The organism is Candidatus Pelagibacter sp. (genome assembly GCF_965262185.1).
Classification (GTDB): domain Bacteria; phylum Pseudomonadota; class Alphaproteobacteria; order Pelagibacterales; family Pelagibacteraceae; genus Pelagibacter.
On sequence record NZ_OZ253498.1, the window covers coordinates 107,311 to 130,593 of the forward strand.

Genomic DNA, 23,283 nt, shown 5'->3' on the forward strand with positions numbered 1-23,283 from the left:
TTTTTTAATTAAAAAAAAGTTTATTAAAATTATTAGTAGTTAGCTCTATCAGATCTTTCTTAGAAATATTCTTTATTTCGGCTAATTTTGCAGCTGTAAAATCGATAAATGATGGTTCATTTTTTTTTCCTCTATTCGGCACTGGTGCCAAAAAGGGACTATCGGTTTCAATTAAAATGTTCTCAGTTGGAATTGATTTAAAGGTATCTTGTAAATTAACTGAATTTTTAAAAGTGATAATACCACTAGCAGAAAAGTAAGAATTTAAGGTTAATAATTTTTCAGAAAATTCTTTTGAACCAGTAAAACAATGCATTAAAATTTTAATATTTTCATCGTTATATTCATTTAGAATTTTAAATGTTTCATCTTCAGCATTTCTTGAATGAACAATTAGAGGAATATTGGTTTTAATCGATGCTTCAATATGTTCTCTAAAGCTTTTAATTTGTTTGTCTTTTTCACTATTATTGTAATAAAAATCTAATCCGGTTTCACCGATACCTATAATTTTTTTATTATTTTTTAAATTATCAATAATTTCTTTAGCAGTAATTACGTTTGTAGAACTTTCATGTGGGTGAATACCAATTGTGCCATATATCATATCATCTTTATTAACTAGTTCCTTAACTCTAGAGAAACTTTCAAAAGATGTTGAAATTGTTAATAATTTTTTAATACCTATAACTTTTGATCTTTGTAATACATTAGGCAAGTCACTAAACAAAGGTTCGTGATCAAGGTGACAGTGTGAATCAATCATTATTTTTTTCTATTTTTTTAAATAGTATATCAATTTTATTAATATTATTTCCTTTAATTAAATACTCATTATCTGAAAGGGAATTTAATTTTATTTGATCTTCATTGATATCAAAAATTTTTAATGCTTTTAATGAAGAGTCAGGAATAATTGGATATAACAAGAAACTTATTTTTCTAACAATTTCTAGTGTAGTATAGACAATTGTATTTAATCTAATCTGGTTATCTTTCTTCTTCCACGGTTCTTGATCATTAAAATATTTATTGGCCTCAAAAAGAGAATTAACAATGTAATTTACATAAAAATTGATATTTTGATGATCTATTTTAGATCTTATATTATCTAAATTTTTTTTATACTTATCTAAAATTAGTAAATCTTCATCAAGAAATTTAATTTCAGATGGAATTTTACCATCACAATTTTTGTTAGCAAAAGCAGTAACCCTTTGACATAGATTTCCATAGTTATTTGCCAAATCACTATTGATACAATCCTTCAACCTATCTTGTGAAATATTACCATCATTGCCAAATGAAACTTCTTTAATAAGATAATATCTTAATGGATCTAAGCCATAATCTTCAATTATTTCTAAAGGATCCAAAATATTCCCTTTGGATTTAGACATTTTTTCCTCTCCAGATAAAATCCAACCATGACCATAAACTCTTTTTGGTACTTCAATTTTAGCAGCCAATAAAAAGGCTGGCCAATAAACTGCATGAAATCTCAGTATATCTTTACCAATTAAATGTATTGATGCAGGCCAAAATTTTTTGAACAATTCATCATCTTTATTTGGGTAATTAAGTGCGCTTAAATAATTTGTAAGTGCATCTAACCAAACATATATTACGTGATTTTCATTACCTGGAACTGGTATACCCCATGAAAAACTTTTCCTACTAACAGAAAGATCTTTTAAACCACTTTTTACAAAACTAATAACTTCATTTCGTCTAGTTTCTGGATAAATAAAATCAGGGTTTTCTTCATAATATTTTAATAATGGTTTTTCCCATTTTGAAAGTCTAAAAAAATAGGACTCCTCTTCAATCCATTCTACTGGAGATTTTGATGATATAGCCATTTTTTTACCATCTATTTCTTCAATTTCTTCTTCATTGTAAAAAGCCTCATCAGATACTGAATACCAACCAGAATAATTTGATAGATAAATATCATCATTCTTTTCAAGTTCAGACCAAAGATATTGAACTGTTTTTTTATGCCTTTCTTCGGTTGTTCTAATAAAATCAGTGTTGCATAAATTTAGAGTATCTGAAAGATCTCGAAAAGTTTTGCTTATTTGATCACAAAATTTTTGTGGAGTCTCCCCTGCTAGTTCAGCAGATCTTTGAATTTTTAAACCATGTTCATCTGTTCCGGTTAAAAAATGTACTTTGTATTCATCAATGATTTTAAATCTTGCGAAAAAATCAGCAGCTATACTTGAATAAGCGTGTCCCATATGAGGTTTAGCTGATGGATAATAAATAGGAGTTGTAATATAAAAATTTTTATCCATTTAAAACTTTATCTTCAAATTCCATAAATAGAGTCTCTTCATCCAAATTATAAATTTTAGTATCATTAATTTTTTTTAAAAAATAATGATAAAGGTGAAATAATTTAATATTTTTTGTAGATATATTGCTTCTAAAATAAACTTCAATAAAAGAATATATTAATTGAATAATTGGTTTGTTTTTTTTGTAAGTCTTACTTGATATTAAACTTTGCAAAAAAGTATTTAAATTATAATTCTTAAGATCTAAATCAAAATTTTCTGCAAGTTTTAATAATTCATATAATTTTCCTGGTGTTGTAAAGTAATTTACCAAATCTTGATTTACTAAATTATAAACATCATCATTTATTAATTTATTAATAATTTCAATAGATTGATTATTTTTTAAAAAAATTTTGAAATTTAAACATCGTGATTTAAGTGTTGGTAAAACTCTTTTATTATTATTAATTAAGATAAAATTAATATTCTCATTAGGTTCTTCTAAAACTTTTAGTAATGCATTAATTGAATTCAAATTTAATAATTCTATATTATCTATTAACACAAATCTTTTTTTATCATTAAATGATGATTTATTAAGATTAACTATTAATTCTCTTATTTGATTTATATCGATATTTTTTTTATCTTCAGCAACATCTATTAAATTAAAATTTGGATTGGATTTATTTTGAATAAGTTTGAATGATTTATTTTCTAAATTAATTTTATTATTTATAACATCATAAGAATGTTCTTCATTTTCTGATAATACAAAGTTTATTAGATGATAACCTAAAGTTGCTTTACCTATCCCTTTTTCACCCGATAAAAGTATTTTATTTGGTAATTTATTGTTTAAATATAATTTAGATAAATGATTAAAAATTTCATTATGTTCATATAAATTTTGTTGTGTAGATGAATTTAAATTCATTTAATTAACTTTTTAACTTTATTTATAATTAATTCTTCATTTTTTATAATATCTAAATTTGAATCTATTATTTTGTATTTTTTTTTATTTAATTTTGACAACTTAAGAAATCCATTTTGAACTTTGTTATAGAAACTGGTATTAAATTGATCATATCTATTCAAAGATTTTCTCATTTTTAATCTTAAGAAAAGATTTTTTTTATTTACAACATTAAGAAATGTAAAATTAACCTTAATATTTTTTAATAAATATTTATTAATTATATTTATAATTTTAATATCAACACCCATGCCATAATGCTGATAAGCAATTGTAGAGTCTGTAAATCTATCAATTAAGATAACTCTTTTTTTATAATATTTTTTAATAAGATTAATATTTTCACTTCTGGCAGCTAGATATAAAAGTAAATCAGTTTTTACATTAAAATTGGATTTCTTATTTAAAATTAATTTTCTAATTTTTTCAGAATTTAAACTCCCTCCAGGTTCTCTGATTTTTAAATATTTAACTTTATTTTTGTCGAAATACCTTGAAACAACTTTAATATGATGACTTTTGCCACTACCTTCTATACCTTCAAAAACAATTATTGGCTTCTTAGACATCGCCCCAAATTAAGTAGTTTAATGATTTAAGCAATCTAGAAAAGAAATTTACTTTTTTAATTTCTTTTAAAGCAAGCAAATCATACTCACCTACTAATTCTTGGTCATAAACTACTTTTAATGTTGCAACTTTTTGATCTTTATTTATTGGTGCTTCTACAGGACCATCATAATTTACAGAAACCTTTAACAATTTTTTTTTGGCTTTTTTAATAGTTTTGTAAATGTCTTCATTTGTATAAACATCAACTGTATCTTCTTTTCCTAACCACACGTCTATCTTTTGAAAAGGTTTATTCGCTTCAGCAATTTTAACTAAATCAAAATTTGTGAGTCCATAAGTTAACATTTTAGTGCTTTCTTTTGATCTAGAATTTTTTGAGTTAAAACCACTACCAACAGCAATTAATCTTCTTCCATTTCTCTCTATAGATGAAGCTAATGAATATTTTTCTACAGCTAAATAACCAGTTTTGATACCATCTGCTCCAAGATTTTTATATAATAAAGGATTTCTATTGCCTTGTGTTATCGGATCACCTCCTGTTCTATCCCAAGTAAATTCTTTTTCAGCAAACATTTTATAAAATTCTGGATGCTCTTTAATTAGATATCTAGACATGATCATTATGTCTCTAACTGTTGAATTGTTATCTGGATGGTTAATTCCTGATGAATTAGAAAAGTTTGTATTATCCATGCCTAACTCTTTAGCTTTAGCATTCATTAAGATTGCAAACTCTTCTTCAGTACCCGCTATGCCTTCTGCTAATGCAACGCAAGCATCATTACCAGATGCTATGATAATACCTTTAAGTAAATTTTCTACTGAAATTTCATCCCCTACCATTATGAACATTGACGAATAACCTGATGTAGATAATCGCCAAGCTTTTTCTGAAATAATAAATTTCTCATCCAAACTTAAATCACCAGATTTAATTAAGTCGAAGGCAATAATGGATGTCATGATTTTTGTCATAGAAGCAGGATAAATTGATAAGTCAGCTTCTTTTTCAAAAAGAATTTCACCAGAATGATAATCTTGAATAATTGCAGTTTTTGCTTTCACATCAAAATTTGCATATGATTTAAAAGCAAATAAAATGAATATTAAAATAATTAAATTTAATTTTTTAAACATCTTTAATAATTTTTAGGTTTTCAAAATTTAGTTTTTCTATTTCTTCAAATGACTCTTGAATTTTTTTTATATCATTAAATGGACCTAATAATACCCTATATTTTGTTTGGGATAATTTTTTTATTACAGGGTTTGTTATCTTTGTTTCATCCTTAATCCTTTGAATCATATTTTCAGCTGAATCTTTATAATAAAAATCTGCAATTTTAATTGAATATAGAAAATTACTTTGAGTAGTCTTAGGCAATTCCTTCTTCTCTTTGGTTCCTAAATTATCTATAGTTATTCCGTCGACAGGAGCTTTTTGAGCTACTTTTTTTTCTTCATCAAATGTTTTAGCTTTTTTGGCTACAAAAGTTGATTCATTAGAAATTAGAGATAATTCAACATAAGGTTCATTTTCATCAAGCAACAATTCATCAACAATTCTTTTGGTAATTACTGAATTATAAAAATTTGAAAAAATTGCATTATTAGATATCACTTGTGCAATAACAGTTTTTGTATTTTTGGGGTTAGTAATTTTTACAAATGAGTTTTTTCTAATTTTGGTATGAAAAATAAACAAACCTCTGTTGTTTAATTTTTTTGAAATATTTTTTTCATTAAAGAAATTTTCATCATAAATTAATGCAAAACCTTGATTGGTGTACTCTCTATTGAAAATATATTTTGAGTTATCTTCCTCAATTTCATCTGAAGGTTTTGAAGCTACCTCCTTTTTTATTGTTTTAAGTTCTGTTGTTGTTTCATGTTCTGTTTTGATTATTTTTTTTTTTGGTTCTTCCAATTGTTTACAGCCTATAAGGAAAAGAAGTAAAATTAATGAAAGAATTATTTTAAAGTTCATTTTTAAATTTATCCTTTAATGTACAAACAGCTAAAGCAAATCTTAAAGATCTATTCCATTGTAAAATTATTTCATAATTATCAAATACCACATAAGCTGGATTTAAGGTTTCAGCATCAGGGATTATATCCTTATCTGGTGTTATTATTGCAACCTCTAACTGATCGTAATTATTTGGAATAATATTATTGTTCTGAATGTATTGCCTAAAAAAGTTTAATTGTTTCTTATTATGTAATTTTTTTGCAGAAATATTTAAATATTTTTTTGGAATTTCATTATTTAATTCAATTCTATAAAAACATGGTTCATTAGTTTTCCAACCTATTTTTTTTAAATAATTACTTGCTGAGGCGTACGCATCAGGGTTACTTTTTAAATTTATAGAACCATTACCATCATAATCAGTTGCATAATTTTTCATAGTGGAAGGCATAAATTGGAAGTAACCAAAAGCACCGGCCCAAGAACCATATAATGTATTATAATCAATTTGATTTTTCTCTATTAAGTTTAAAAGTATTAAAAGTTCTTTCGTAAAAAATTCCGATCTTCTTTTATCAAAGCTTAATGTAGCAAGTGAAGAAAGAATGTCCATTTTACCTACATAGGTGCCAAAATTTGTTTCTATTCCCATTAATGATAAAAGAAGCTCTTTTTCTATATTAAATTCATTTTCAACAGAATTAATTAAACTTAAATTATCAATATAAAGTTGTTTTCCTTTTTTTACTTTTTTGTCTGAGGTTCTTTTTGATATATAAGTTTTTGTATCTTCATAAAATTCTGGTTGATATCTATCATATTTAATCACATCGGGTAAAAACTTTGTATTAGACATAACTAAGTCAAATGTTGCTTCGGAAATATTATTTTTAAGAGCAATTCTTTTAAAATTTTTTTTCCAATTTTCGAATTCTATATTTATATCTGCAGATGTGATTGAATGAAAAAAAAGAGATAAAAATAAAATAAGTGTAAGTTTAATTAGTTTCATATAAATCTCTTAAGTATATAATTACAGCAATCCAGATTATAATGAAACTTACCAATTTATTAAATGAGAAAACTTCATCATAATAAAAAAAACCTAATAAAAATTGTAATGTTGGAGTAATATAGAAAATCATTCCAGTTGGACCTAATCCACATAATTCAACACCTCTTACATAAAAAAATAAAGGTATTACAGTCATTGGGCCCGCTAATAATATTATTAACATCATTGGAGGGTCAGATAATGAAAAATCATTGTAACCATTTACTGCAATTATATAGAATGCAACAATAGCAATCGGTAAAATAAAAACACTTTCAATCAAAAGTCCAATATCAGTATCTACGTTAACTTTTTTTCTTACTAAATTATAAAAACCCCAACTTAGTGCTACAATTATACCGACCCAAGGAAGCGATTTTAAACTTACAAAAATTAAATATAAAATTGATAAAATAACTAAAGTAATTGAAAAAATTCTTTTATTATTTAATTTTTCTTTAAAAAAAATATAACCAAGAAGAACACTTAAAATTGGCATTATAAAATAACCAAAACTAGCATCTATAATTCTGTTAGTAGCAATAGCATAAATCCAAACGCCCCAATTCATAAAAATCAAAAAACCTGAAATAAAAAGGTAAATTAAATTTTGTTTACTTTTAATTATCTTAAAAAAAATATCCCACTTTGAAAAAAAAAAAGTTGTTAATATTAAAGTCAAAGTTGTCCACAAACATCTGTGGACTACAAGTTCAATATAACCAATAAAAGTAATATATTTAAAATATAAAACTCCAAAAAAACCCCACCAAAAAGATCCAAATCCGGCAAGTAAAAGCCCTTTGTTAAATTCTTTGTTCATGTAGCTTTGATATTAGTCGTTAATGAGTTTTTTTCGACTATTTTATGGTTGAATTAAATAATTATAATTATAAAACCTTGCTCAAGGAGAGATGGCTGAGCGGTTGAAAGCACCGGTCTTGAAAACCGGCAAAGGGGCAACTCTTTCCTGGGTTCGAATCCCAGTCTCTCCGCCATCATCTTAATATTTAAAATTTTTAAACAACAAGCTAATGTTGTTTTTTTCTATTTCAAATTCAGTATCAAAACCATTATAGAAATTATATAAATTTGCGTCATCAATATTAAGAAATTTATCTAGATCAATTAAATCTTCTTTTTGTAAATCATTAATGTATTTTTTTACAAATTTACCTAATAGCTTATCCATTTCCTTGGTACCTCGATAATTGGAACGATAAATAATTTTTTTTTTTAATTCATCTATATTGAGGCTCATTATTAGAATATAATTAATTTATCATGGATAATAAAACTAATTTTGAATATTTATTATCTGATCTAACAGCTTTAAATGGCGTTGGTATAAAAACAACAAATTTACTTAAGAAAAAGAATATAAATAATATTTTTGATTTACTTTGGAAACTTCCAAAGGCTTATACAGATAGAAGTTTATCAACAAAAGTAAAAGATTTAAAGATCGGTGAAAATCAAACTGTTACTGTTGTAGCAAATAAATATTTGTTTCCAAGAATTAGAAAATTACCAAATAGAGTTAAATGTTCAGATGAAACAGGAGAGTTAGATTGTGTCTTTTTTAATAGCTATGAGGGATATATCAAAAAAATATTACCTTTAGGAAAAGAAATAACTGTAAGTGGGAAAATTGGCTACTTTAAAAATAAATATCAAATTACCAATCCCAAGTATGTGTCTGAGGATTCAAGTTTAATAAAACAAGTGCATAATAAATATTCATTAACTGAAGGAATATCAGAGAAAATTTATAATAAAATCATCAAACAAATTATAAATAAATTGCCTGTCCTAAAAGAATGGCATTCAAGTAAAATTTTAAATAAATTCAATAATATCGGTTGGAATGATGCAATTAAAGAATTACACAAACATGAAAATATAGGAAAATACAAAGATCATTTTTATCAAAGGCTTGCGTACGATGAAATATTTGCAACATTTTTAGTAAATTCAGAAATAAGAAAAAAAATAAAGAAGATCAAAAAAAAAAATAAAATTATTAATTTAAACAAACAAAAACAACTTATTAATAAATTAGATTTTTCATTAACAAATGATCAAATCAAATCAATTAACGAAATTAATAACGATTTATCATCTTCAACTAAAATGTTCAGACTATTACAAGGAGATGTTGGAAGTGGAAAAACAATTGTTTCATTATTAGCTGCATTTAATACTATAAATTCTGGTTTCCAAGTAGCTGTAATGGCCCCTACCGAAATACTAGCAAGACAACATTATAAATTGGCACAAAAATTATTTCCGTCAAATATATCAACAGAGTTAATTTCTGGTAAGTCTAACTACAAAGAAAAAAAATTAATCCTCAATGAATTAATAAATAATAAGATTAATATAATTTTTGGTACTCATGCTATTTTTCAAAAAACAGTTAAATTTAAAAAATTAGGATTAATTATTATTGATGAACAACATAAGTTTGGTGTTAATCAAAGAAAAAAATTATCTGACAAAGGTGGAAATGATTGCGACGTATTATTGATGACTGCTACACCTATTCCTCGAACTTTAACAATGACAATTTATGGTGATATGGATTTATCAATTATTAGAGAAAAACCTAAAAACCGTAAAATGATAAAAACTTACAGTAAATTAGAAAGTAAAATTGATGATGTAATTAAATTTATAAAAAAAGAAATTAATTCAGGAAATCAAATATTTTGGGTCTGTCCATTAATTGAAGAGTCTAAAAAATTAGATCATACTTCTGCAATTCAAAAATTTGAATATTTAAAAAAATTATTCCCTAAACAAGTCTCTATTCTTCATGGAAAAACAGATATAAATGAAAAAGATGAAATTTTAAAAAAATTTTTAAATAAAGAATTTAAAATATTAGTATCAACAACAATTATCGAGGTTGGAATAGATTTTCCAAATGCTAATGTCATTATAATTGAAAATGCAAATAAGTTCGGTCTATCACAGCTCCATCAATTAAGAGGTAGAGTTGGTCGTGGAGAGAAAGAAGCAACTTGTATTCTGATGTTTAAGTCAAATTTGAGTGAAAATGCTAAAAAAAGAATAAATATATTAAAAGAGACCAATGATGGATTTGTTATTTCTGAGGAAGATATGAAGATCAGGGGTTTTGGTGATATATTGGGTTTTAAACAAAGTGGTGTTAAAAATTTCAAATTAGCAGACCCAATTCAAAATAGTGACTTATTTGAATTAGCTGAAAAAGAAATAAAAAGAATTGAACTTGAAAATGAAAATTTAAGTAAGTTTAAACCTTTAATTAAATTGTACGATAGAGCAGATATTATTAACGATATAGCTTAAGAATTATTAGAAGTTCCAGCAGAAACTATAAATTTAGAGGCTTCTTCAAAAGACATGTTTAAATATATAACATCTTCAACTGGAAACATTAACAAAAAACCACTTGTTGGATTAGGTGTTGTTGGAACAAAAACATTTACTAATTTTTTATTTGTCTTCTTTGCCATTTCACCAGTATTTTCTTTTGTAGCAAAACCAACAGCCCAAACACCTTTTCTGGGATATTCAATTAAGACAACACTTTTTTTTCCATCATCTTTTTTAGAAAAAGTTTCTGTCATCTGCACGATTGCAGAATAAATAGTTCTTAAAAAAGGAATTCTTTTAAATAGATCATCAATTAATTTTAAAATTCTTTTACCAAAAAAAGATAAGGACAAACCACCAACTAAAGTAATAAACACAATAGTTATTACAATTTCAACTCCAGGAATATTAAAAGGAAGATAACTGTTTGGATTTATGTTTTTTGGTATTAAATTTGAAGATAAACCAATTAAAATTTTGCTTAAATAAAGGGTAAAACCAATAGGAATTAATACAACTACACCAGTAATAAAATAATTTCTTAAAGTTAGAGAAAAAGATTTTTTTGTACTTTTTTTTGACATATTAGTTTTTAACTATAACTAGCATATATAACAAAAATTATTGCAATGATAAATAATACAACTAAAATTTTATTATTGAGATTCATAATAATAAATTATTATCAATTTTAGAATGAAATGAATAGAAGAAAATTTTTAACATACGTTGGTTGTGGTTGCGGAAGTTTACTTTTTCATTCATGCACAAGTGCTCCTATTACTGATAGAAAACAATTAAAATTAATACCAGAAGCTAAATTAAATGCGCAAGCTGCTCAAATTTATGAAAAAGTTAAAGAAAAAGAGAAAATGAGTGATGATACAAAAACTTTGAATGAAATAAAAGAAATTGGAAAAAAAATGGAAGACTCAATTAGTGAATATTTCTATAGATCTAATTTAAATGACCCAACCGCAAATTTTGATTGGGAATATATATTAATTGATAATAAAAAAGTTAGAAATGCATGGTGTATGCCAGGCGGAAAAATTGCAGTGTATACAGGTATACTAGATGTAACAAAAAATACTAATGGTCTAGCTGCAGTAATGGGACATGAGGTTGCTCATGCAGTTGCAAAGCATTCTGTTGAAAGAGCAAGTAGAGGAGTTTTACTTAACACTGGTACCAGAATTATTGATATTGCAAGTGGTGGAATATTATCAGATATCAATAGAACAACTGGCATGAATACAGTTGGCCTATTATCTCAAATTGGTTTAATGAATCCATTTAACAGAAAACAAGAAAGTGAAGCTGATTATCTTGGTATGATTTTTTCATCTTTATCAGGATATGATATTAGAGAGACAGTTAAAATCTGGGAAAGAATGAAAGAATTTAATAAAGGCAAAGAACCACCGCAGTTTATGAGTACTCATCCTTCATCTGAAACAAGAATTAAACAATTAAATGATTGGATGAATGAGGTAATTCTTGACTATCCACCGATTGAAATAAGTTAAATTTAAAAAGTGGTGAGCCGTGATGGACTCGAACCATCGACCCATTCCTTAAAAGGGAATTGCTCTACCAACTGAGCTAACGGCCCACAAAGATTCATTTTTATGAAAATGAATATGGTTTGTATATAGATAAATTTTAATATTTCAATTCGTTCAATGTAATTTTTATAAAAAGAATTCGTTATAAATGTGGGCTTTTCATTACAAAGTTGTACACATAATAGCACAGTTATTAAAACTACAACTTATCAATGTATTTATCGTGAAATTCATCGAAGGTATTATTCATAATATTTTTTCTGATTTCAGACATTAATTCTTGATAAAAATTTATATTATGAAGTGTTAATAACATTGATGCTAATATTTCATTGGTATTAAACAAATGATTTAAATAGTTTTTTGAATATTTATTTAAATTTAAATTTTCACAATTAGGATCTAACGGAGTGTTGTCATGCTGGTATTTGTTATTTTTAATATTTACCCTTCCATTCCAAGTAAAAGCAAGACCTGTTCTACCAGATCTTGTTGGAAGAACGCAATCAAACATATCTATACCTCTTTTTACCGCTCCTAAAATATCTGATGGTGTGCCAACACCCATTAAATAATGAGGTTTTTCTTCTGGTAAATGTTCTTTAATGCCATCAAGAGTAGCAAACATTTCATCTTGAGTTTCACCTACAGCTAATCCTCCAATTGCATAGCCATCAAATCCGATCTTTGTAAGTCCTTCAAGTGATTTTAATCTTAAATCTTTAAATAATCCTCCTTGAATAATTCCAAATAAAGCTTTGTGAGGATTGTTTCCAAATGCCTTTTTAGATCTCTCAGCCCAATACAAAGATAGATCCATAGATTTTTTTATTAAATTATAATCTTCAGTTTTTTTTGGACACTCATCCATTATCATTACAATATCTGAGTTTAAGCCTAATTGAATCCTAATACTTACTTCAGGACTTAAATAAAATTTTTTTCCATCAACGTGTGAATTAAATATGGCACCTTTTTCACGATCTATTTTATTTAACTTTGATAGAGACATTACTTGAAAACCACCTGAGTCTGTAAGTATTGGCAAATCACAATTCATAAACTCATGTAAACCACCTGCTGACTCAACTCTTTCCACTCCAGGACGGATCATTAGATGATATGTATTAGATAGTATTATTTCTGATCCAGTTTTCTTTATATCATCGATTGTACAAGCTTTAACTGTTGCTTGTGTGCCAACAGGCATAAATGCTGGTGTATTAATCTCACCTCTATGAGTTTCTATAACACCACGTCTAGCAAATTTATCTTTGTTTAAAACTTTAAAGGCAAAATTTTTTAATGCCATTTAATATTTTACAAAGATTTAAAACTTATAATTTTATCAGGATCTGTTACAGCACCATTGTTATTTTGGTCACCTCTTTTAATTTTATCTACAAACTCCATTCCCTCAATAACTTTACCAAAAACAGTATATTGTCTGTCTAAAAAAGGAGCTGGTTGAAAGCAAATAAAAAACTGGCTATTTGCACTATTTGGATCTTGAGCTCTAGCCATAGATAACGTGCCTCTGTCATGAGGTAAACTATTAAACTCTTGCTCTAAATCAGGCATATCAGATCCACCCATACCTGCTCTTCTTAAGTCAAATTCCTTAGACTCTGAATTTCCAAATTTAACATCACCTGTTTGAGCCATGAAGCCATCTATTACTCTATGAAATACAACGTTGTCATATTTTCCACTATTAGCTAATTCTTTAATTCTTTTGACATGGTTTGGTGCCACGTCTTCAAATAATTCAATTTTTACATCACCATCTTTAAGTTTTAAAATCATTATATTCTCCTCAGCTATTAATTGATTTGCACTAATAAAAAATAAAATAAATATGTACGATAAAATTCTATTCATATTTTTCTTTTAAAGATTTAATTGTGCTTTTGGTAGTAAATTTTTTAATATTTCCATTTAATTTAACAATTTCTTTAACAAATCTAGATGAAATAATTTGATTTTCTACATCTGACATTAAAAAAATTGTTTCAATATTTTGGTTAAGCTTTCTATTCATCCCTGCTAGTTGAAATTCATATTCAAAATCAGATACAGCTCTTAAGCCACGCAATATGATATTTGATTTATATTTTTTGCACAAATCTGTAGTTAGTGAACCAAAGGATACAACTATAATTTTTTTTTTATTTAATTTTAAATCCTTGAATAAAGCTTTATTAACAATTTCTATTCTTTCCTCAGAAGAGAATAAATAATTTTTATTACTCACATCTGAAACACCAACTACTATTTTATCAAAAAGCTTTAGTGCTTTTTTAATAACATCTATATGACCATAAGTAATTGGATCAAAAGTTCCTGGATATATAGCAATTTTACTCATTAAATTAAATTATCATCAATTTTAATTGCAGAAACAACTTTTTCATCACCAGACAATTTTATAATTCTTACGCCTTGAGTATTTCTACTTGCAGTTCTTATTTCTTTTACCGCAACTCTAATAACTCTTCCTTTGTTTGTGGATATTAAAATTTCATCACCTTCAAAAACTGGAAAAGATGAGGTTATATTTCCGTTTCTTGGAGAATTTATAATTCCAATAATTCCCTTTCCTCCTCTATTTGTAACTCTATAGTCTAAATGAGAAGTCTTCTTACCATAACCATTTTCACTTATTGCTAAAACAAATTTTTCTTTTGCTATTAATTCTGATTTTTCATTTTTTGATTTTTTTCCGTTTTTACTCAATTTATCATTATTAATTACGGACAATGAAACAATTTGATCACCAGATGCAAGCTCAATTCCTTTAATTCCTTTTGAAGATCTTCCCTTGAATACTCTTAATTTTCTAGCTTCAAAACGGATACATTTACCAAATCTAGTACTTAGAATTATATCTTGATCATCTTTACAAATTTTTACTCCAACAATTTTATCATTGTTATCAAGTTTCATTGCAATTTTTCCTGAAGCATTAATGGAAGAAAAATCCTCTAAACTATTTTTTCTAACTTTACCTTGTGCGGTTGCAAAAATAATTTGATAATTTTTTGAATCTGTATCTTCATCAGGCATTGGCATAATTGAACTGATAGATTGATGATTTTTTAGTGGAAGTATATTGAATAAAGATTTACCTTTTGAAGATGATGATCCTTCAGGAATTTTCCATGCTTTAATTTTATAAACAAGTCCTTCTGTTGAAAAAAATAAAACTGATGTATGAGTATTAACTGAAAGAGTTTGTATTACAGAGTCTTGATCTCTGGTCGTAATACCAGATTTACCTTTTCCACCTCTTTTTTGCTGTTTTACATTATTTAATGAACCTCTTTTAATATAGCCTTGCAATGTTACTGTGATGATTACAGATTGTTTTTGGATTGTTTCTTCGATGTCATAATTTAATACCGCATCAATGATTTTAGTTCTTCTTGGTACAGCAAATTTCTCTTTAATATTTTTTAATTCTTCACTTATTACTCTTAAAAGTTCTTTTTTAGATGATATTATTTTTTTATATTTAGCAATTAATTCAGCTAATTTTTTAATTTCAACTTCAATTTCATTGATACCAAGAGCTGTTAATTTTTGTAATCTTAATTCTAAGATAGCTAAAACTTGTGGTTCGGATAAAGAATAAATATTTTTACCCTTTTTTCCCTCCACTAAAGAAATTAATTTTTGTGATTTGTTTATTTTCCATTTAGTTTTAAGAATAGCATTTTTTGCATCTTCAGGTGTTTTGGAAGATCTAATGATTTTTATAATTTTATCTAAGTTTTCTACAGCTACAGATAGACCAATTAAGATATGAGCTCTTTCCTCTGCTTTTTGAAGATCAAATTTTGTTTTTTTGATTACTACATCTTCTCTAAAGGATAAAAAATTAGAAAGAAATTCTTTTAATGTACATGTTTTTGGTTTTCCTTCTACTATCGCTAAAGTGTTAAAACCAAAAGAACTCTCTATTTGAGTGTTTTTATAAAGTTGTCTTTTAATTGTTTCTGGTTCAACACCATTTCTTAAATCAATCGCAACTCTTATTCCCTCTCTATTAGACTCATCTCTTATATCTTTAATACCTTCAATTTTCTTTTCTCTAACTAATTGTGCAATTCTTTCATTTAATACAGCTTTATTTACTTGGTATGGAATTGAGGTAATTACCAATCTATCTCTCCCATTCTTTAGGCTTTCAACTGATACTTCGCCTCTAATTTTAAATGAGCCTCTTCCATTGTTGTAACCTTGTTTAATTATGTCTTTGCCGATTATTATACCTCCAGTTGGAAAATCTGGGCCTGGAATATGTTTCATTAATTCTTTTATTTTAATATCTTTGTTTTCTATTAAGGCTAAAGTACCATCAATTATCTCACCAAGATTATGTGGAGGAATACTAGTTGCCATTCCAACAGCTATACCTCCAGCCCCATTAACTAATAAATTTGGAAATTGTGCGGGTAGTACGCTAGGTTCTTTTTCTGTTTCATCGTAATTACTTTTAAAACTAATCGTATTTTTCTCGATATCATCGATTAAATATTGAGAAACTTTTGATAATCGTGTTTCGGTATATCTCATTGCAGCAGCTGGATCACCATCAATAGATCCAAAATTACCTTGACCTTGAACAAGTGGTAAACTCATTGAAAAATCTTGCACCATCCTAACTAATGCATCGTATACAGATTGATCACCATGAGGGTGATATTTACCAATTACATCCCCAACTATTCTTGCTGATTTTCTAAATTGTTTAGACCAATCATAACCGCCTTTGTACATTGCATAAAGAATTCTTCTGTGAACTGGTTTTAAGCCATCTCTTACATCTGGTAATGCACGACTTACAATAACACTCATTGCATAAGACAAATAAGACGAACTCATCTCGTCATGCATAGAGATTAGATTAATGTTCTTATCTTTTGGTTCTTCAGTTTTTTGCATAGAAATTAAAATGGTATTTCGTCATCCATATCATTTGACACTTGAGAAGAATCCTCAATATTATTTTGTTGATTTGTGTCATTTTGAATTCCACCACCTGTATTTCCTCCACCTAACATTGTAAGTGAAGAATTGTAACCTTGTATAACAATTTCTGTTGAATACTTATCTTGGCCAGATTGTTCATCTTTCCATTTACGTGTTGTAAGTTGTCCTTCCACATAAATTTGAGCACCCTTTTTTAAATATTGTTGAACAACATTTACCAATCCTTCATTGAATACAACTATACGGTGCCATTCAGTTTTTTCTTTTCTTTCACCAGTATTTTTATCTTTCCATGTTTGACTGGTTGCAAGACTTAGTCTAGCTACACTCTTGCCATTTACCATTTGTTTAATTTCAGGGTCTGCGCCCAAACGACCAATTAATAATACTTTATTTAAACTTCCAGCCATAATATTTTACTATTTGTTAAATTAATTAATAAGATTTATATCACAATTCTTCTGAATATTAATTTTATTGACTCAAAGCAACTAAAAATATGATGAAAAAGATAGTTATTAAGGGCGCTAAAGAACATAATTTGAAGAATGTGACTGTAGAGATTCCAAAAGATAAATTTGTAGTGATAACAGGTTTGTCTGGGTCAGGAAAATCTTCATTAGCTTTTGATACCATCTATGCTGAAGGTCAAAGAAGATATGTTGAAAGCTTATCTGCTTATGCTCGTCAGTTTTTAGATAAAATGAAAAAACCTAATGTTGATTTAATTGAAGGCTTAAGTCCTGCCATAGCAATTGAGCAAAAAAATACTTCAAAAAATCCCAGATCAACAGTTGCTACTGTTACAGAAATTTATGATTATATGAGAGTACTCTATGCAAGAGCGGGTATTCCCTATTCTCCTTTTACAGGTAAGCCAATAACCTCTCAAACAATTACTCAAATTGTTGATTTAATTAAAAAATTACCAAAAAAATCTACAATTTATATTTATGCGCCTGTAGTAAGAGGTCGTAAGGGTGAATATAAAAAAGATATTTTAAGCTATAAAAGACGTGGATTTAGAAAAATAAAAATTGATAATGTATTATACGATATAGAAAAATCTCCTAACCTTGATAAAAAATTAAAGCATGATATTTCAATTCTAGTTGATAGAATTGTACTAAATTCAAAACTTGGAAATAGATTAGCTGAAAGTGTAGAAACAGCTGTAAATTTAGCTAATGGATTAGTTTTTGTTGAATATGAAGATGAAACGTTACCTCAAAAATTTAGAAAAATTGAAAAATTAATTTACTCAACAAAGTTTGCTTGTCCAGAAAGTGGTTTTACTATTGAAGAAATAGAACCAAGATTGTTTTCATTTAATAGTCCCTATGGTGCTTGTGAAGAATGTGAAGGTATAGGAATGAAATTAAATGTAGATCCAAATTTAGTAGTGCCTGATGAGCGAAAAAGTTTAGCAGATGGGGCAATTGAACCATGGGCCAAATCGACAACTTTATATTATGCCCAAACATTAGCTTCACTTGCAAAGCATTATGAATTTTCTCTTAATGAAAAATGGAAAAAACTTCCAAAAAAAATAAAAGATATAATTTTATATGGTTCAGATGAAGACGAAATTAAATTTAATTATGATGATGGATATGAAAAATATTCATATAAAAAAACTTTTGAAGGTGTAATTAATAATCTTGAAAGACGTTTCTTAGAATCTGATAGTGAATGGAAGAGAGAAGCGATAGCCGAATATCAATCTGATACTGCTTGTGATGCTTGTAATGGTGATAGACTTAAAGAAGAGGCATTATGTGTAAAAATTAATGATTTAAATATTAGTGAGGTTACTAAAAAATCAATTCACGATGCCGCCGAATGGTTTAAAAGCTTAGAAAACAATTTAGATAAAAGGCAATTTAAAATTGCAGAGCATGTCCTAAAAGAAATAAATGAAAGATTAAATTTCTTACTTAACGTTGGTTTAGATTATTTAACACTCTCAAGAGAATCTGGAACTTTATCAGGTGGAGAAGCTCAAAGAATTAGATTGGCATCACAAATCGGATCTGGTTTGACTGGAGTATTGTATGTTTTAGATGAACCATCAATTGGTTTACATCAAAAAGATAATGTTAAATTAATTAATGCATTAAAAAGATTAAGAGATCTTGGAAATACAGTAATTGTTGTTGAGCATGATACTGAAACAATGGAAAATGCAGATCACATTATTGACCTCGGACCAGAAGCAGGAACGAATGGTGGTCAAATAACAGCTCAAGGAACTTATGAAGAACTTAAAAAGGATAAGAAGAGTATAACTGGACAGTATCTTGCAAATAAACAAAAAATTGAAATTCCTAAAACTAGACGATTAGCAAAGAATGGAAGATTTGTGGAAATAAATGGTGCTAGTGGAAATAATTTAAATAATGTTAATCTTAAAATTCCCACAGGTACATTCACTTGTGTAACAGGGGTTTCAGGTAGTGGTAAATCTACATTAATATTACAAACATTATTTCATGCATTAAATTTGACACTTAATAATAAAGCTAGAAAAACGCCTAAAGCATTTAAAGGTTATAAAGGTGTGGAATTAATTGATAAAATTATTGATATTGACCAATCCCCTATTGGCAGAACGCCAAGATCTAACCCAGCTACATATACTGGAGCTTTTGGTCCTATAAGAGATTGGTTTACTAGCTTACCCGAGTCTAAAACTAGAGGTTATAAACCGGGAAGATTTTCATTTAATGTTAAGGGTGGTAGATGTGAGGCTTGTGAAGGTGATGGTGTTATTACTTATGAAATGCATTTTTTACCAGATGTTTATATTCAATGTGATGAATGCAAAGGGACAAGATACAATAGAGAAACTTTAGAAATTAAATTTAAAGGAAAAAGTATAGCCGATGTTTTAGATATGTCCGTTGATGAAGGTTGTGAATATTTTGAAAACATATCTAATATTAAATCAAAATTACTAACCTTAAAAAAAGTTGGACTTGGTTACATTAAGATTGGACAACAAGCTACAACACTATCAGGTGGTGAAGCACAAAGGATTAAACTAGCTAAAGAATTATCAAAAAGATCAACTGGTAGAACCATGTACATATTAGACGAACCAACAACTGGTCTACATCAGCACGATATTAAAAAATTACTAGAAATTCTTCACACTTTTGTAAAATTAGGAAATACCGTAGTTGTTATAGAGCATAACTTAGATGTTATTAAAACAGCTGATTATATAGTTGATATGGGTCCCGAAGGTGGTGTTAAAGGTGGCAAAATTGTTGCTGAAGGTAAACCTGAAGAAGTTTGTAAAGTCAAAGAAAGCTACACAGGACAATTTTTAAAACCTCTTTTGTATTAACTATTAGATTAAAAAAGTTAGTTTTGTATATGAATAATAAATTTTTAATGTTATAAACTAAGAATCATGTCAAATTTACTTTCATCATTATCTAAAACAGTTCATGCTTCGTTAGCATTGGCTATTGTGCTTTTTTTGGGTTTGTTTCTTCAAAATGACGGTTTTGATTTTGATGTTATTTTTTATAGCTGGTTTGCAAGATATGTTCATGTCGTGGTAGGTATAATGTGGATTGGTTTATTATGGTATTTTAATTTTGTTCAAATACCTAATATGGCAAAAATACCTGACGAACAGAAACCTGCAATTGGTAAAGTTATAGCTCCAGCTGCATTATTTTATTTTAGATGGGGAGCGGCATTAACTGTTTTATCAGGATTAATTCTAGCATATCTAAATGGATACCTTCATGATGCTATGACTTTAAGTATTGGATCAGGTGTTCCAAAACATACTGCTATTGGTATTGGGATGTGGTTGGCTATTATCATGGCAATAAATGTATGGTTTGTAATTTGGCCAAACCAAAAAAGAGCATTAGGAATTGTTGAAGCTGATCCAGAAACAAAAGCTAAGTCTGCCAAAACTGCTATGTTATTTTCGAGAACCAATACGTTATTATCTCTACCAATGTTATTAACAATGGTAGCTGCTCAAAACTTATATTAGTATTATTTTATTAAAATTTTTTATTATCGTCTTCTCTCAAGACTGTTTTTTGTGAAACTCTCAATCTTACTAAAACTGTATTAGCAATATATATCGAAGAATAAGTTCCAAATACAACACCAAGTATCATTGCTAAAGAAAAACCTTTTAAAATTTCGCCTCCAAAAAAGAATATAGCTAATAAAGCTAATAACGTAGTAGCTGAAGTTATTATTGTTCTAGATAAAGTTTCGTTGATTGAAATGTTTGTTAATTCAAAAATTTTAATATCTGAATATTTTCTTAAATTTTCTCTAACACGATCAAAGATTACAACTGTGTCGTTCATAGAATAACCAACAATTGTTAGAACAGCTGCAATAATTGATAAATTAATTTCGAGACTAAATAATGAAAAAATTCCCAAAGTTACTACAACATCATGAAATAAGGCCAAAATAGCACCCAAACTAAATTGCCATTCAAAACGGATCCAAATATAAATAAGCATTACAGCCAGAGATAAAGAAATAGCTATCACACCAGCTTTAAGTAATTCAGCGCTTACTTTAGGACCTACGTTTTCAACTCTTCTAAAGTCATAGTTATTTCCAAAAGAACTGTCTAAATCTTTTTTTATTTCTTCAATAATATTTTTTTTATTATCTTTATTTTCAAATTTAATTAGAAAATCAGTATCATTTCCAAATTTTTTAACAGAAACATCTCCTAAATCCATTTGATTAAATTTATCTCTTAATGAACTGACGCTAATTTTGCTATCTGATGACCTTAATTCAATTAATGTACCACCTTTAAAATCAATACCGTAATTTAAACCTTTAAAAATTAGCAATAAAAGTGATGCTGTAATTAAGAATATAGATAGGATATTAAAATGATTGTAGTATTTATTAAAAGCTATCATTAGATTAATTTTTCCTTATTTTTATTTCTTATCACATAAAGACTAGTTAATAATCTTGCTATAAAATAAACTGAAAATAGAGTTGTAAATATCCCAACACCTAGAGTTACAGCAAATCCCTTTACTGGACCAGATCCCATAAAAAATAAAATTATAGCAGCTAATAAAGTAGTAATATTTGCATCAAAAATTGCTGTTCTTGACTTTGTATAACCTCCATCAAAAGCTAAAATATTATTACTTTCATCTTTAAGCTCTTCTTTAATTCTTTCAAAAATTAACACATTTGCATCAACTGCCATTCCAACAGTTAAAATTATACCTGCTATACCAGGAAGAGTTAGTGTTGCTTCAAATAAAGTTAAAATACCAAGTAATAAAAATAAATTTATTATTAATGTTATGTTAGTGATTAGGCCAAAAACTTTGTATTTCACAAACATAAAAATAATAACTAATAAAAAACCTATGGCTAGAGCGATCATTCCTGCATTAATCGAGTCTTGTCCAAGATCAGGACCTACAGTTCTTTCCTCTATAATCTCTAATGGAGCCGGCAAAGCTCCAGACCTTAATAATAAAGCTAAATCAGTAGCACTTTGGAAAGTAAATCCACCACTGATCTGTCCAGACCCACTTGCTATAGTATCTCTAACAACAGGTGCACTAATTATTTTCCCATCCAAAACAATAGCTAATTGTTTCCCAATACCAGTAGATGTTGCTTTACCAAATCTTTTAGCTCCTACTCTATCTAACGTAAATGACACAATAGTTTGATTTGTCTGAGTATCCATTTTTGGTTGAGCATCTAATAGATTTTCACCACTGATGATTATTCTTTTACTTACTGTTGCCTCTTCTAAGCCATCTTCAAATTTTAACTTCTCAACACCAAATCTGTCACTTTCATCATTGGTTACAAATCTAAATGTAAGATTTGCAGTTTTTCCTAATAGTGATTTAATTCTTTGAGGATCATCTAACCCAGGAAGTTCAACAAGAATTCTATCATTACCTCTTTTTAAAATATTTGGTTCATTAGTACCGACTTCATCTACCCTTCTTCTTACAATTTCTAAAGCTTGATCTTGCGATGAAGTTTTGAGATTGATTATGCCTTGTCTTGAAAAACTTACTTTTAAATTTATACCATTGTCTTCGATATCAAGTTGGTGTGATTTAAATCTTGGGTAATAAGGATTTAGATCACTATTTTCATCTTGAAAGACATCTAGTATTGCTTGTTTATCTAAATCAGCAACATTGAAAAAAATATTTTGATTGTCAATTTTAATATTATTAACTTTGATGTTTTTCTCTTTGAAATAATTTCTAATAGTAGTTGTTAAATTTTGTAATTTTTGTTCAATTACAGGCTCATTGTCAATTTCAAGCAAAAGGTAAGAACCACCTTGTAAATCTAAACCAAGGTTTATTTTTTTATCAAAAAAACTATCATCAAACTTAAATAAATTTGATGACGCAATTAAAATAAATAATAAAGAAAATAAAGTTACAAATAAGATTCTTAGTTTAGAAAAATAAAGCACTTATCTTAAT

Annotated in this window: 21 protein-coding genes and 2 tRNA genes; 5 read left to right on the forward strand and 18 right to left on the reverse strand. The window is 27.4% G+C overall.

The genetic code is table 11. The annotated features are described in order from the left end of the window. Window positions 1–4: 4 nt before the first annotated feature. Genes ACQY31_RS00655 through rarD form a run of 8 tightly spaced genes read right to left on the reverse strand, consistent with a single transcriptional unit; the run spans window position 5 to window position 7,689 of the window. Window positions 5–766, reverse strand: a complete 762-nt coding sequence (locus tag ACQY31_RS00655) for a TatD family hydrolase (RefSeq protein WP_428080110.1) — start codon at window positions 764–766, stop codon at window positions 5–7. Then, window positions 759–2,300 (reverse strand): methionine--tRNA ligase, encoded by a 1,542-nt coding sequence (gene metG / locus ACQY31_RS00660; protein WP_428080111.1) that lies wholly within the window; start codon window positions 2,298–2,300, stop codon window positions 759–761. The genes ACQY31_RS00655 and metG overlap by 8 nt, the downstream gene beginning before the upstream one ends. Beyond that, entirely contained in the window at window positions 2,293–3,222 is a 930-nt protein-coding gene (locus ACQY31_RS00665; protein WP_428080112.1) for an AAA family ATPase, read from the reverse strand. Before ACQY31_RS00665 ends, metG begins: the two co-directional genes overlap by 8 nt. Further along, on the reverse strand, window positions 3,219–3,833 hold the full coding sequence (gene tmk, locus ACQY31_RS00670; RefSeq protein ID WP_428080113.1) for a dTMP kinase: 615 nt from the start codon (window positions 3,831–3,833) through the stop codon (window positions 3,219–3,221). Before tmk ends, ACQY31_RS00665 begins: the two co-directional genes overlap by 4 nt. Beyond that, entirely contained in the window at window positions 3,826–4,977 is a 1,152-nt protein-coding gene (locus ACQY31_RS00675; protein WP_428080114.1) for a D-alanyl-D-alanine carboxypeptidase family protein, read from the reverse strand. Before ACQY31_RS00675 ends, tmk begins: the two co-directional genes overlap by 8 nt. Further along, the gene (locus ACQY31_RS00680) at window positions 4,970–5,827 is read right to left on the reverse strand and encodes an SPOR domain-containing protein (protein ID WP_428080115.1); all 858 of its coding nucleotides are present in this window, start codon (window positions 5,825–5,827) and stop codon (window positions 4,970–4,972) included. Before ACQY31_RS00680 ends, ACQY31_RS00675 begins: the two co-directional genes overlap by 8 nt. Beyond that, complete coding sequence (locus ACQY31_RS00685) at window positions 5,817–6,824, reverse strand: lytic murein transglycosylase (protein WP_428080116.1); 1,008 nt, start codon at window positions 6,822–6,824, stop codon at window positions 5,817–5,819. The genes ACQY31_RS00680 and ACQY31_RS00685 overlap by 11 nt, the downstream gene beginning before the upstream one ends. After that, window positions 6,811–7,689 (reverse strand): EamA family transporter RarD, encoded by an 879-nt coding sequence (gene rarD / locus ACQY31_RS00690; protein WP_428080117.1) that lies wholly within the window; start codon window positions 7,687–7,689, stop codon window positions 6,811–6,813. The genes ACQY31_RS00685 and rarD overlap by 14 nt, the downstream gene beginning before the upstream one ends. 85 nt (window positions 7,690–7,774) lie before the next feature. Between rarD and ACQY31_RS00695 the strand changes: the two genes are divergently transcribed. Then, a tRNA-Ser gene (locus ACQY31_RS00695) sits at window positions 7,775–7,864 on the forward strand. 5 nt (window positions 7,865–7,869) lie between these two features. Here the strand turns inward: ACQY31_RS00695 and ACQY31_RS00700 are convergent. Beyond that, window positions 7,870–8,058 carry a succinate dehydrogenase assembly factor 2 gene (locus tag ACQY31_RS00700; protein ID WP_428080118.1) on the reverse strand — a complete coding sequence of 63 codons (189 nt, stop codon included), beginning with the start codon at window positions 8,056–8,058 and terminating at the stop codon, window positions 7,870–7,872. Window positions 8,059–8,150: 92 nt separating this feature from the next. Here ACQY31_RS00700 and recG point away from each other — a divergent pair, with 92 nt between their 5' ends. Continuing rightward, complete coding sequence (gene recG / locus ACQY31_RS00705; protein WP_428080119.1) at window positions 8,151–10,202, forward strand: ATP-dependent DNA helicase RecG; 2,052 nt, start codon at window positions 8,151–8,153, stop codon at window positions 10,200–10,202. On the opposite strand, the gene ACQY31_RS00710 is transcribed toward recG, so the two are convergent. Then, entirely contained in the window at window positions 10,199–10,813 is a 615-nt protein-coding gene (locus ACQY31_RS00710; RefSeq protein WP_428080120.1) for a DUF502 domain-containing protein, read from the reverse strand. The two genes, recG and ACQY31_RS00710, sit on opposite strands and share 4 nt — an antisense overlap. 117 nt (window positions 10,814–10,930) lie before the next feature. Between ACQY31_RS00710 and ACQY31_RS00715 the strand changes: the two genes are divergently transcribed. Next, window positions 10,931–11,758 (forward strand): M48 family metallopeptidase, encoded by an 828-nt coding sequence (locus tag ACQY31_RS00715; RefSeq protein ID WP_428080121.1) that lies wholly within the window; start codon window positions 10,931–10,933, stop codon window positions 11,756–11,758. 10 nt (window positions 11,759–11,768) lie between these two features. On the opposite strand, the gene ACQY31_RS00720 is transcribed toward ACQY31_RS00715, so the two are convergent. The 6 genes from ACQY31_RS00720 to ssb form a co-directional block, all read right to left on the reverse strand. Continuing rightward, window positions 11,769–11,844 (reverse strand) — tRNA-Lys (locus tag ACQY31_RS00720). A gap of 152 nt (window positions 11,845–11,996) precedes the next feature. After that, window positions 11,997–13,109 carry a tRNA guanosine(34) transglycosylase Tgt gene (gene tgt, locus ACQY31_RS00725; protein WP_428080122.1) on the reverse strand — a complete coding sequence of 371 codons (1,113 nt, stop codon included), beginning with the start codon at window positions 13,107–13,109 and terminating at the stop codon, window positions 11,997–11,999. Between the two features lie 8 nt (window positions 13,110–13,117). Next, window positions 13,118–13,678, reverse strand: a complete 561-nt coding sequence (locus ACQY31_RS00730) for a peptidylprolyl isomerase (protein WP_428080123.1) — start codon at window positions 13,676–13,678, stop codon at window positions 13,118–13,120. Then, on the reverse strand, window positions 13,671–14,165 hold the full coding sequence (coaD, locus tag ACQY31_RS00735; protein WP_262589212.1) for a pantetheine-phosphate adenylyltransferase: 495 nt from the start codon (window positions 14,163–14,165) through the stop codon (window positions 13,671–13,673). The genes ACQY31_RS00730 and coaD overlap by 8 nt, the downstream gene beginning before the upstream one ends. Continuing rightward, the gene (gyrA, locus tag ACQY31_RS00740; protein WP_428080124.1) at window positions 14,165–16,744 is read right to left on the reverse strand and encodes a DNA gyrase subunit A; all 2,580 of its coding nucleotides are present in this window, start codon (window positions 16,742–16,744) and stop codon (window positions 14,165–14,167) included. The genes coaD and gyrA overlap by 1 nt, the downstream gene beginning before the upstream one ends. A 5-nt stretch (window positions 16,745–16,749) precedes the next feature. Next, window positions 16,750–17,202, reverse strand: coding sequence for a single-stranded DNA-binding protein (gene ssb, locus ACQY31_RS00745; RefSeq protein WP_428080125.1), 453 nt, complete (start codon window positions 17,200–17,202; stop codon window positions 16,750–16,752). An 89-nt stretch (window positions 17,203–17,291) separates the two neighbouring features. On the opposite strand from ssb, the gene uvrA reads away from it, so the two are divergent. Then, on the forward strand, window positions 17,292–20,144 hold the full coding sequence (uvrA, locus tag ACQY31_RS00750) for an excinuclease ABC subunit UvrA (RefSeq protein WP_428080126.1): 2,853 nt from the start codon (window positions 17,292–17,294) through the stop codon (window positions 20,142–20,144). A gap of 66 nt (window positions 20,145–20,210) precedes the next feature. Then, the gene (locus ACQY31_RS00755) at window positions 20,211–20,813 is read left to right on the forward strand and encodes a urate hydroxylase PuuD (RefSeq protein ID WP_428080127.1); all 603 of its coding nucleotides are present in this window, start codon (window positions 20,211–20,213) and stop codon (window positions 20,811–20,813) included. A 10-nt stretch (window positions 20,814–20,823) separates the two neighbouring features. On the opposite strand, the gene secF is transcribed toward ACQY31_RS00755, so the two are convergent. Both secF and secD read right to left on the reverse strand, forming a co-directional pair. Further along, window positions 20,824–21,720, reverse strand: coding sequence for a protein translocase subunit SecF (gene secF, locus ACQY31_RS00760; RefSeq protein WP_428080128.1), 897 nt, complete (start codon window positions 21,718–21,720; stop codon window positions 20,824–20,826). Beyond that, the gene (gene secD, locus ACQY31_RS00765; RefSeq protein WP_428080129.1) at window positions 21,720–23,273 is read right to left on the reverse strand and encodes a protein translocase subunit SecD; all 1,554 of its coding nucleotides are present in this window, start codon (window positions 23,271–23,273) and stop codon (window positions 21,720–21,722) included. The genes secF and secD overlap by 1 nt, the downstream gene beginning before the upstream one ends. Window positions 23,274–23,283: the final 10 nt, after the last annotated feature.

What these genes read in the sequence shown, in the direction of transcription:
- ACQY31_RS00655 (WP_428080110.1), bottom strand. Translation starts at nt 766, where the DNA reads ATGATTGATTCACACTGTCACCTTGATCACGAACCTTTGTTTAGTGAC.
- metG (WP_428080111.1), bottom strand. Translation starts at nt 2,300, where the DNA reads ATGGATAAAAATTTTTATATTACAACTCCTATTTATTATCCATCAGCT.
- ACQY31_RS00665 (WP_428080112.1), bottom strand. Translation starts at nt 3,222, where the DNA reads ATGAATTTAAATTCATCTACACAACAAAATTTATATGAACATAATGAA.
- tmk (WP_428080113.1), bottom strand. Translation starts at nt 3,833, where the DNA reads ATGTCTAAGAAGCCAATAATTGTTTTTGAAGGTATAGAAGGTAGTGGC.
- ACQY31_RS00675 (WP_428080114.1), bottom strand. Translation starts at nt 4,977, where the DNA reads ATGTTTAAAAAATTAAATTTAATTATTTTAATATTCATTTTATTTGCT.
- ACQY31_RS00680 (WP_428080115.1), bottom strand. Translation starts at nt 5,827, where the DNA reads ATGAACTTTAAAATAATTCTTTCATTAATTTTACTTCTTTTCCTTATA.
- ACQY31_RS00685 (WP_428080116.1), bottom strand. Translation starts at nt 6,824, where the DNA reads ATGAAACTAATTAAACTTACACTTATTTTATTTTTATCTCTTTTTTTT.
- rarD (WP_428080117.1), bottom strand. Translation starts at nt 7,689, where the DNA reads ATGAACAAAGAATTTAACAAAGGGCTTTTACTTGCCGGATTTGGATCT.
- ACQY31_RS00700 (WP_428080118.1), bottom strand. Translation starts at nt 8,058, where the DNA reads ATGGATAAGCTATTAGGTAAATTTGTAAAAAAATACATTAATGATTTA.
- recG (WP_428080119.1), top strand. Translation starts at nt 8,151, where the DNA reads ATGGATAATAAAACTAATTTTGAATATTTATTATCTGATCTAACAGCT.
- ACQY31_RS00710 (WP_428080120.1), bottom strand. Translation starts at nt 10,813, where the DNA reads ATGTCAAAAAAAAGTACAAAAAAATCTTTTTCTCTAACTTTAAGAAAT.
- ACQY31_RS00715 (WP_428080121.1), top strand. Translation starts at nt 10,931, where the DNA reads ATGAATAGAAGAAAATTTTTAACATACGTTGGTTGTGGTTGCGGAAGT.
- tgt (WP_428080122.1), bottom strand. Translation starts at nt 13,109, where the DNA reads ATGGCATTAAAAAATTTTGCCTTTAAAGTTTTAAACAAAGATAAATTT.
- ACQY31_RS00730 (WP_428080123.1), bottom strand. Translation starts at nt 13,678, where the DNA reads ATGAATAGAATTTTATCGTACATATTTATTTTATTTTTTATTAGTGCA.
- coaD (WP_262589212.1), bottom strand. Translation starts at nt 14,165, where the DNA reads ATGAGTAAAATTGCTATATATCCAGGAACTTTTGATCCAATTACTTAT.
- gyrA (WP_428080124.1), bottom strand. Translation starts at nt 16,744, where the DNA reads ATGCAAAAAACTGAAGAACCAAAAGATAAGAACATTAATCTAATCTCT.
- ssb (WP_428080125.1), bottom strand. Translation starts at nt 17,202, where the DNA reads ATGGCTGGAAGTTTAAATAAAGTATTATTAATTGGTCGTTTGGGCGCA.
- uvrA (WP_428080126.1), top strand. Translation starts at nt 17,292, where the DNA reads ATGATGAAAAAGATAGTTATTAAGGGCGCTAAAGAACATAATTTGAAG.
- ACQY31_RS00755 (WP_428080127.1), top strand. Translation starts at nt 20,211, where the DNA reads ATGTCAAATTTACTTTCATCATTATCTAAAACAGTTCATGCTTCGTTA.
- secF (WP_428080128.1), bottom strand. Translation starts at nt 21,720, where the DNA reads ATGATAGCTTTTAATAAATACTACAATCATTTTAATATCCTATCTATA.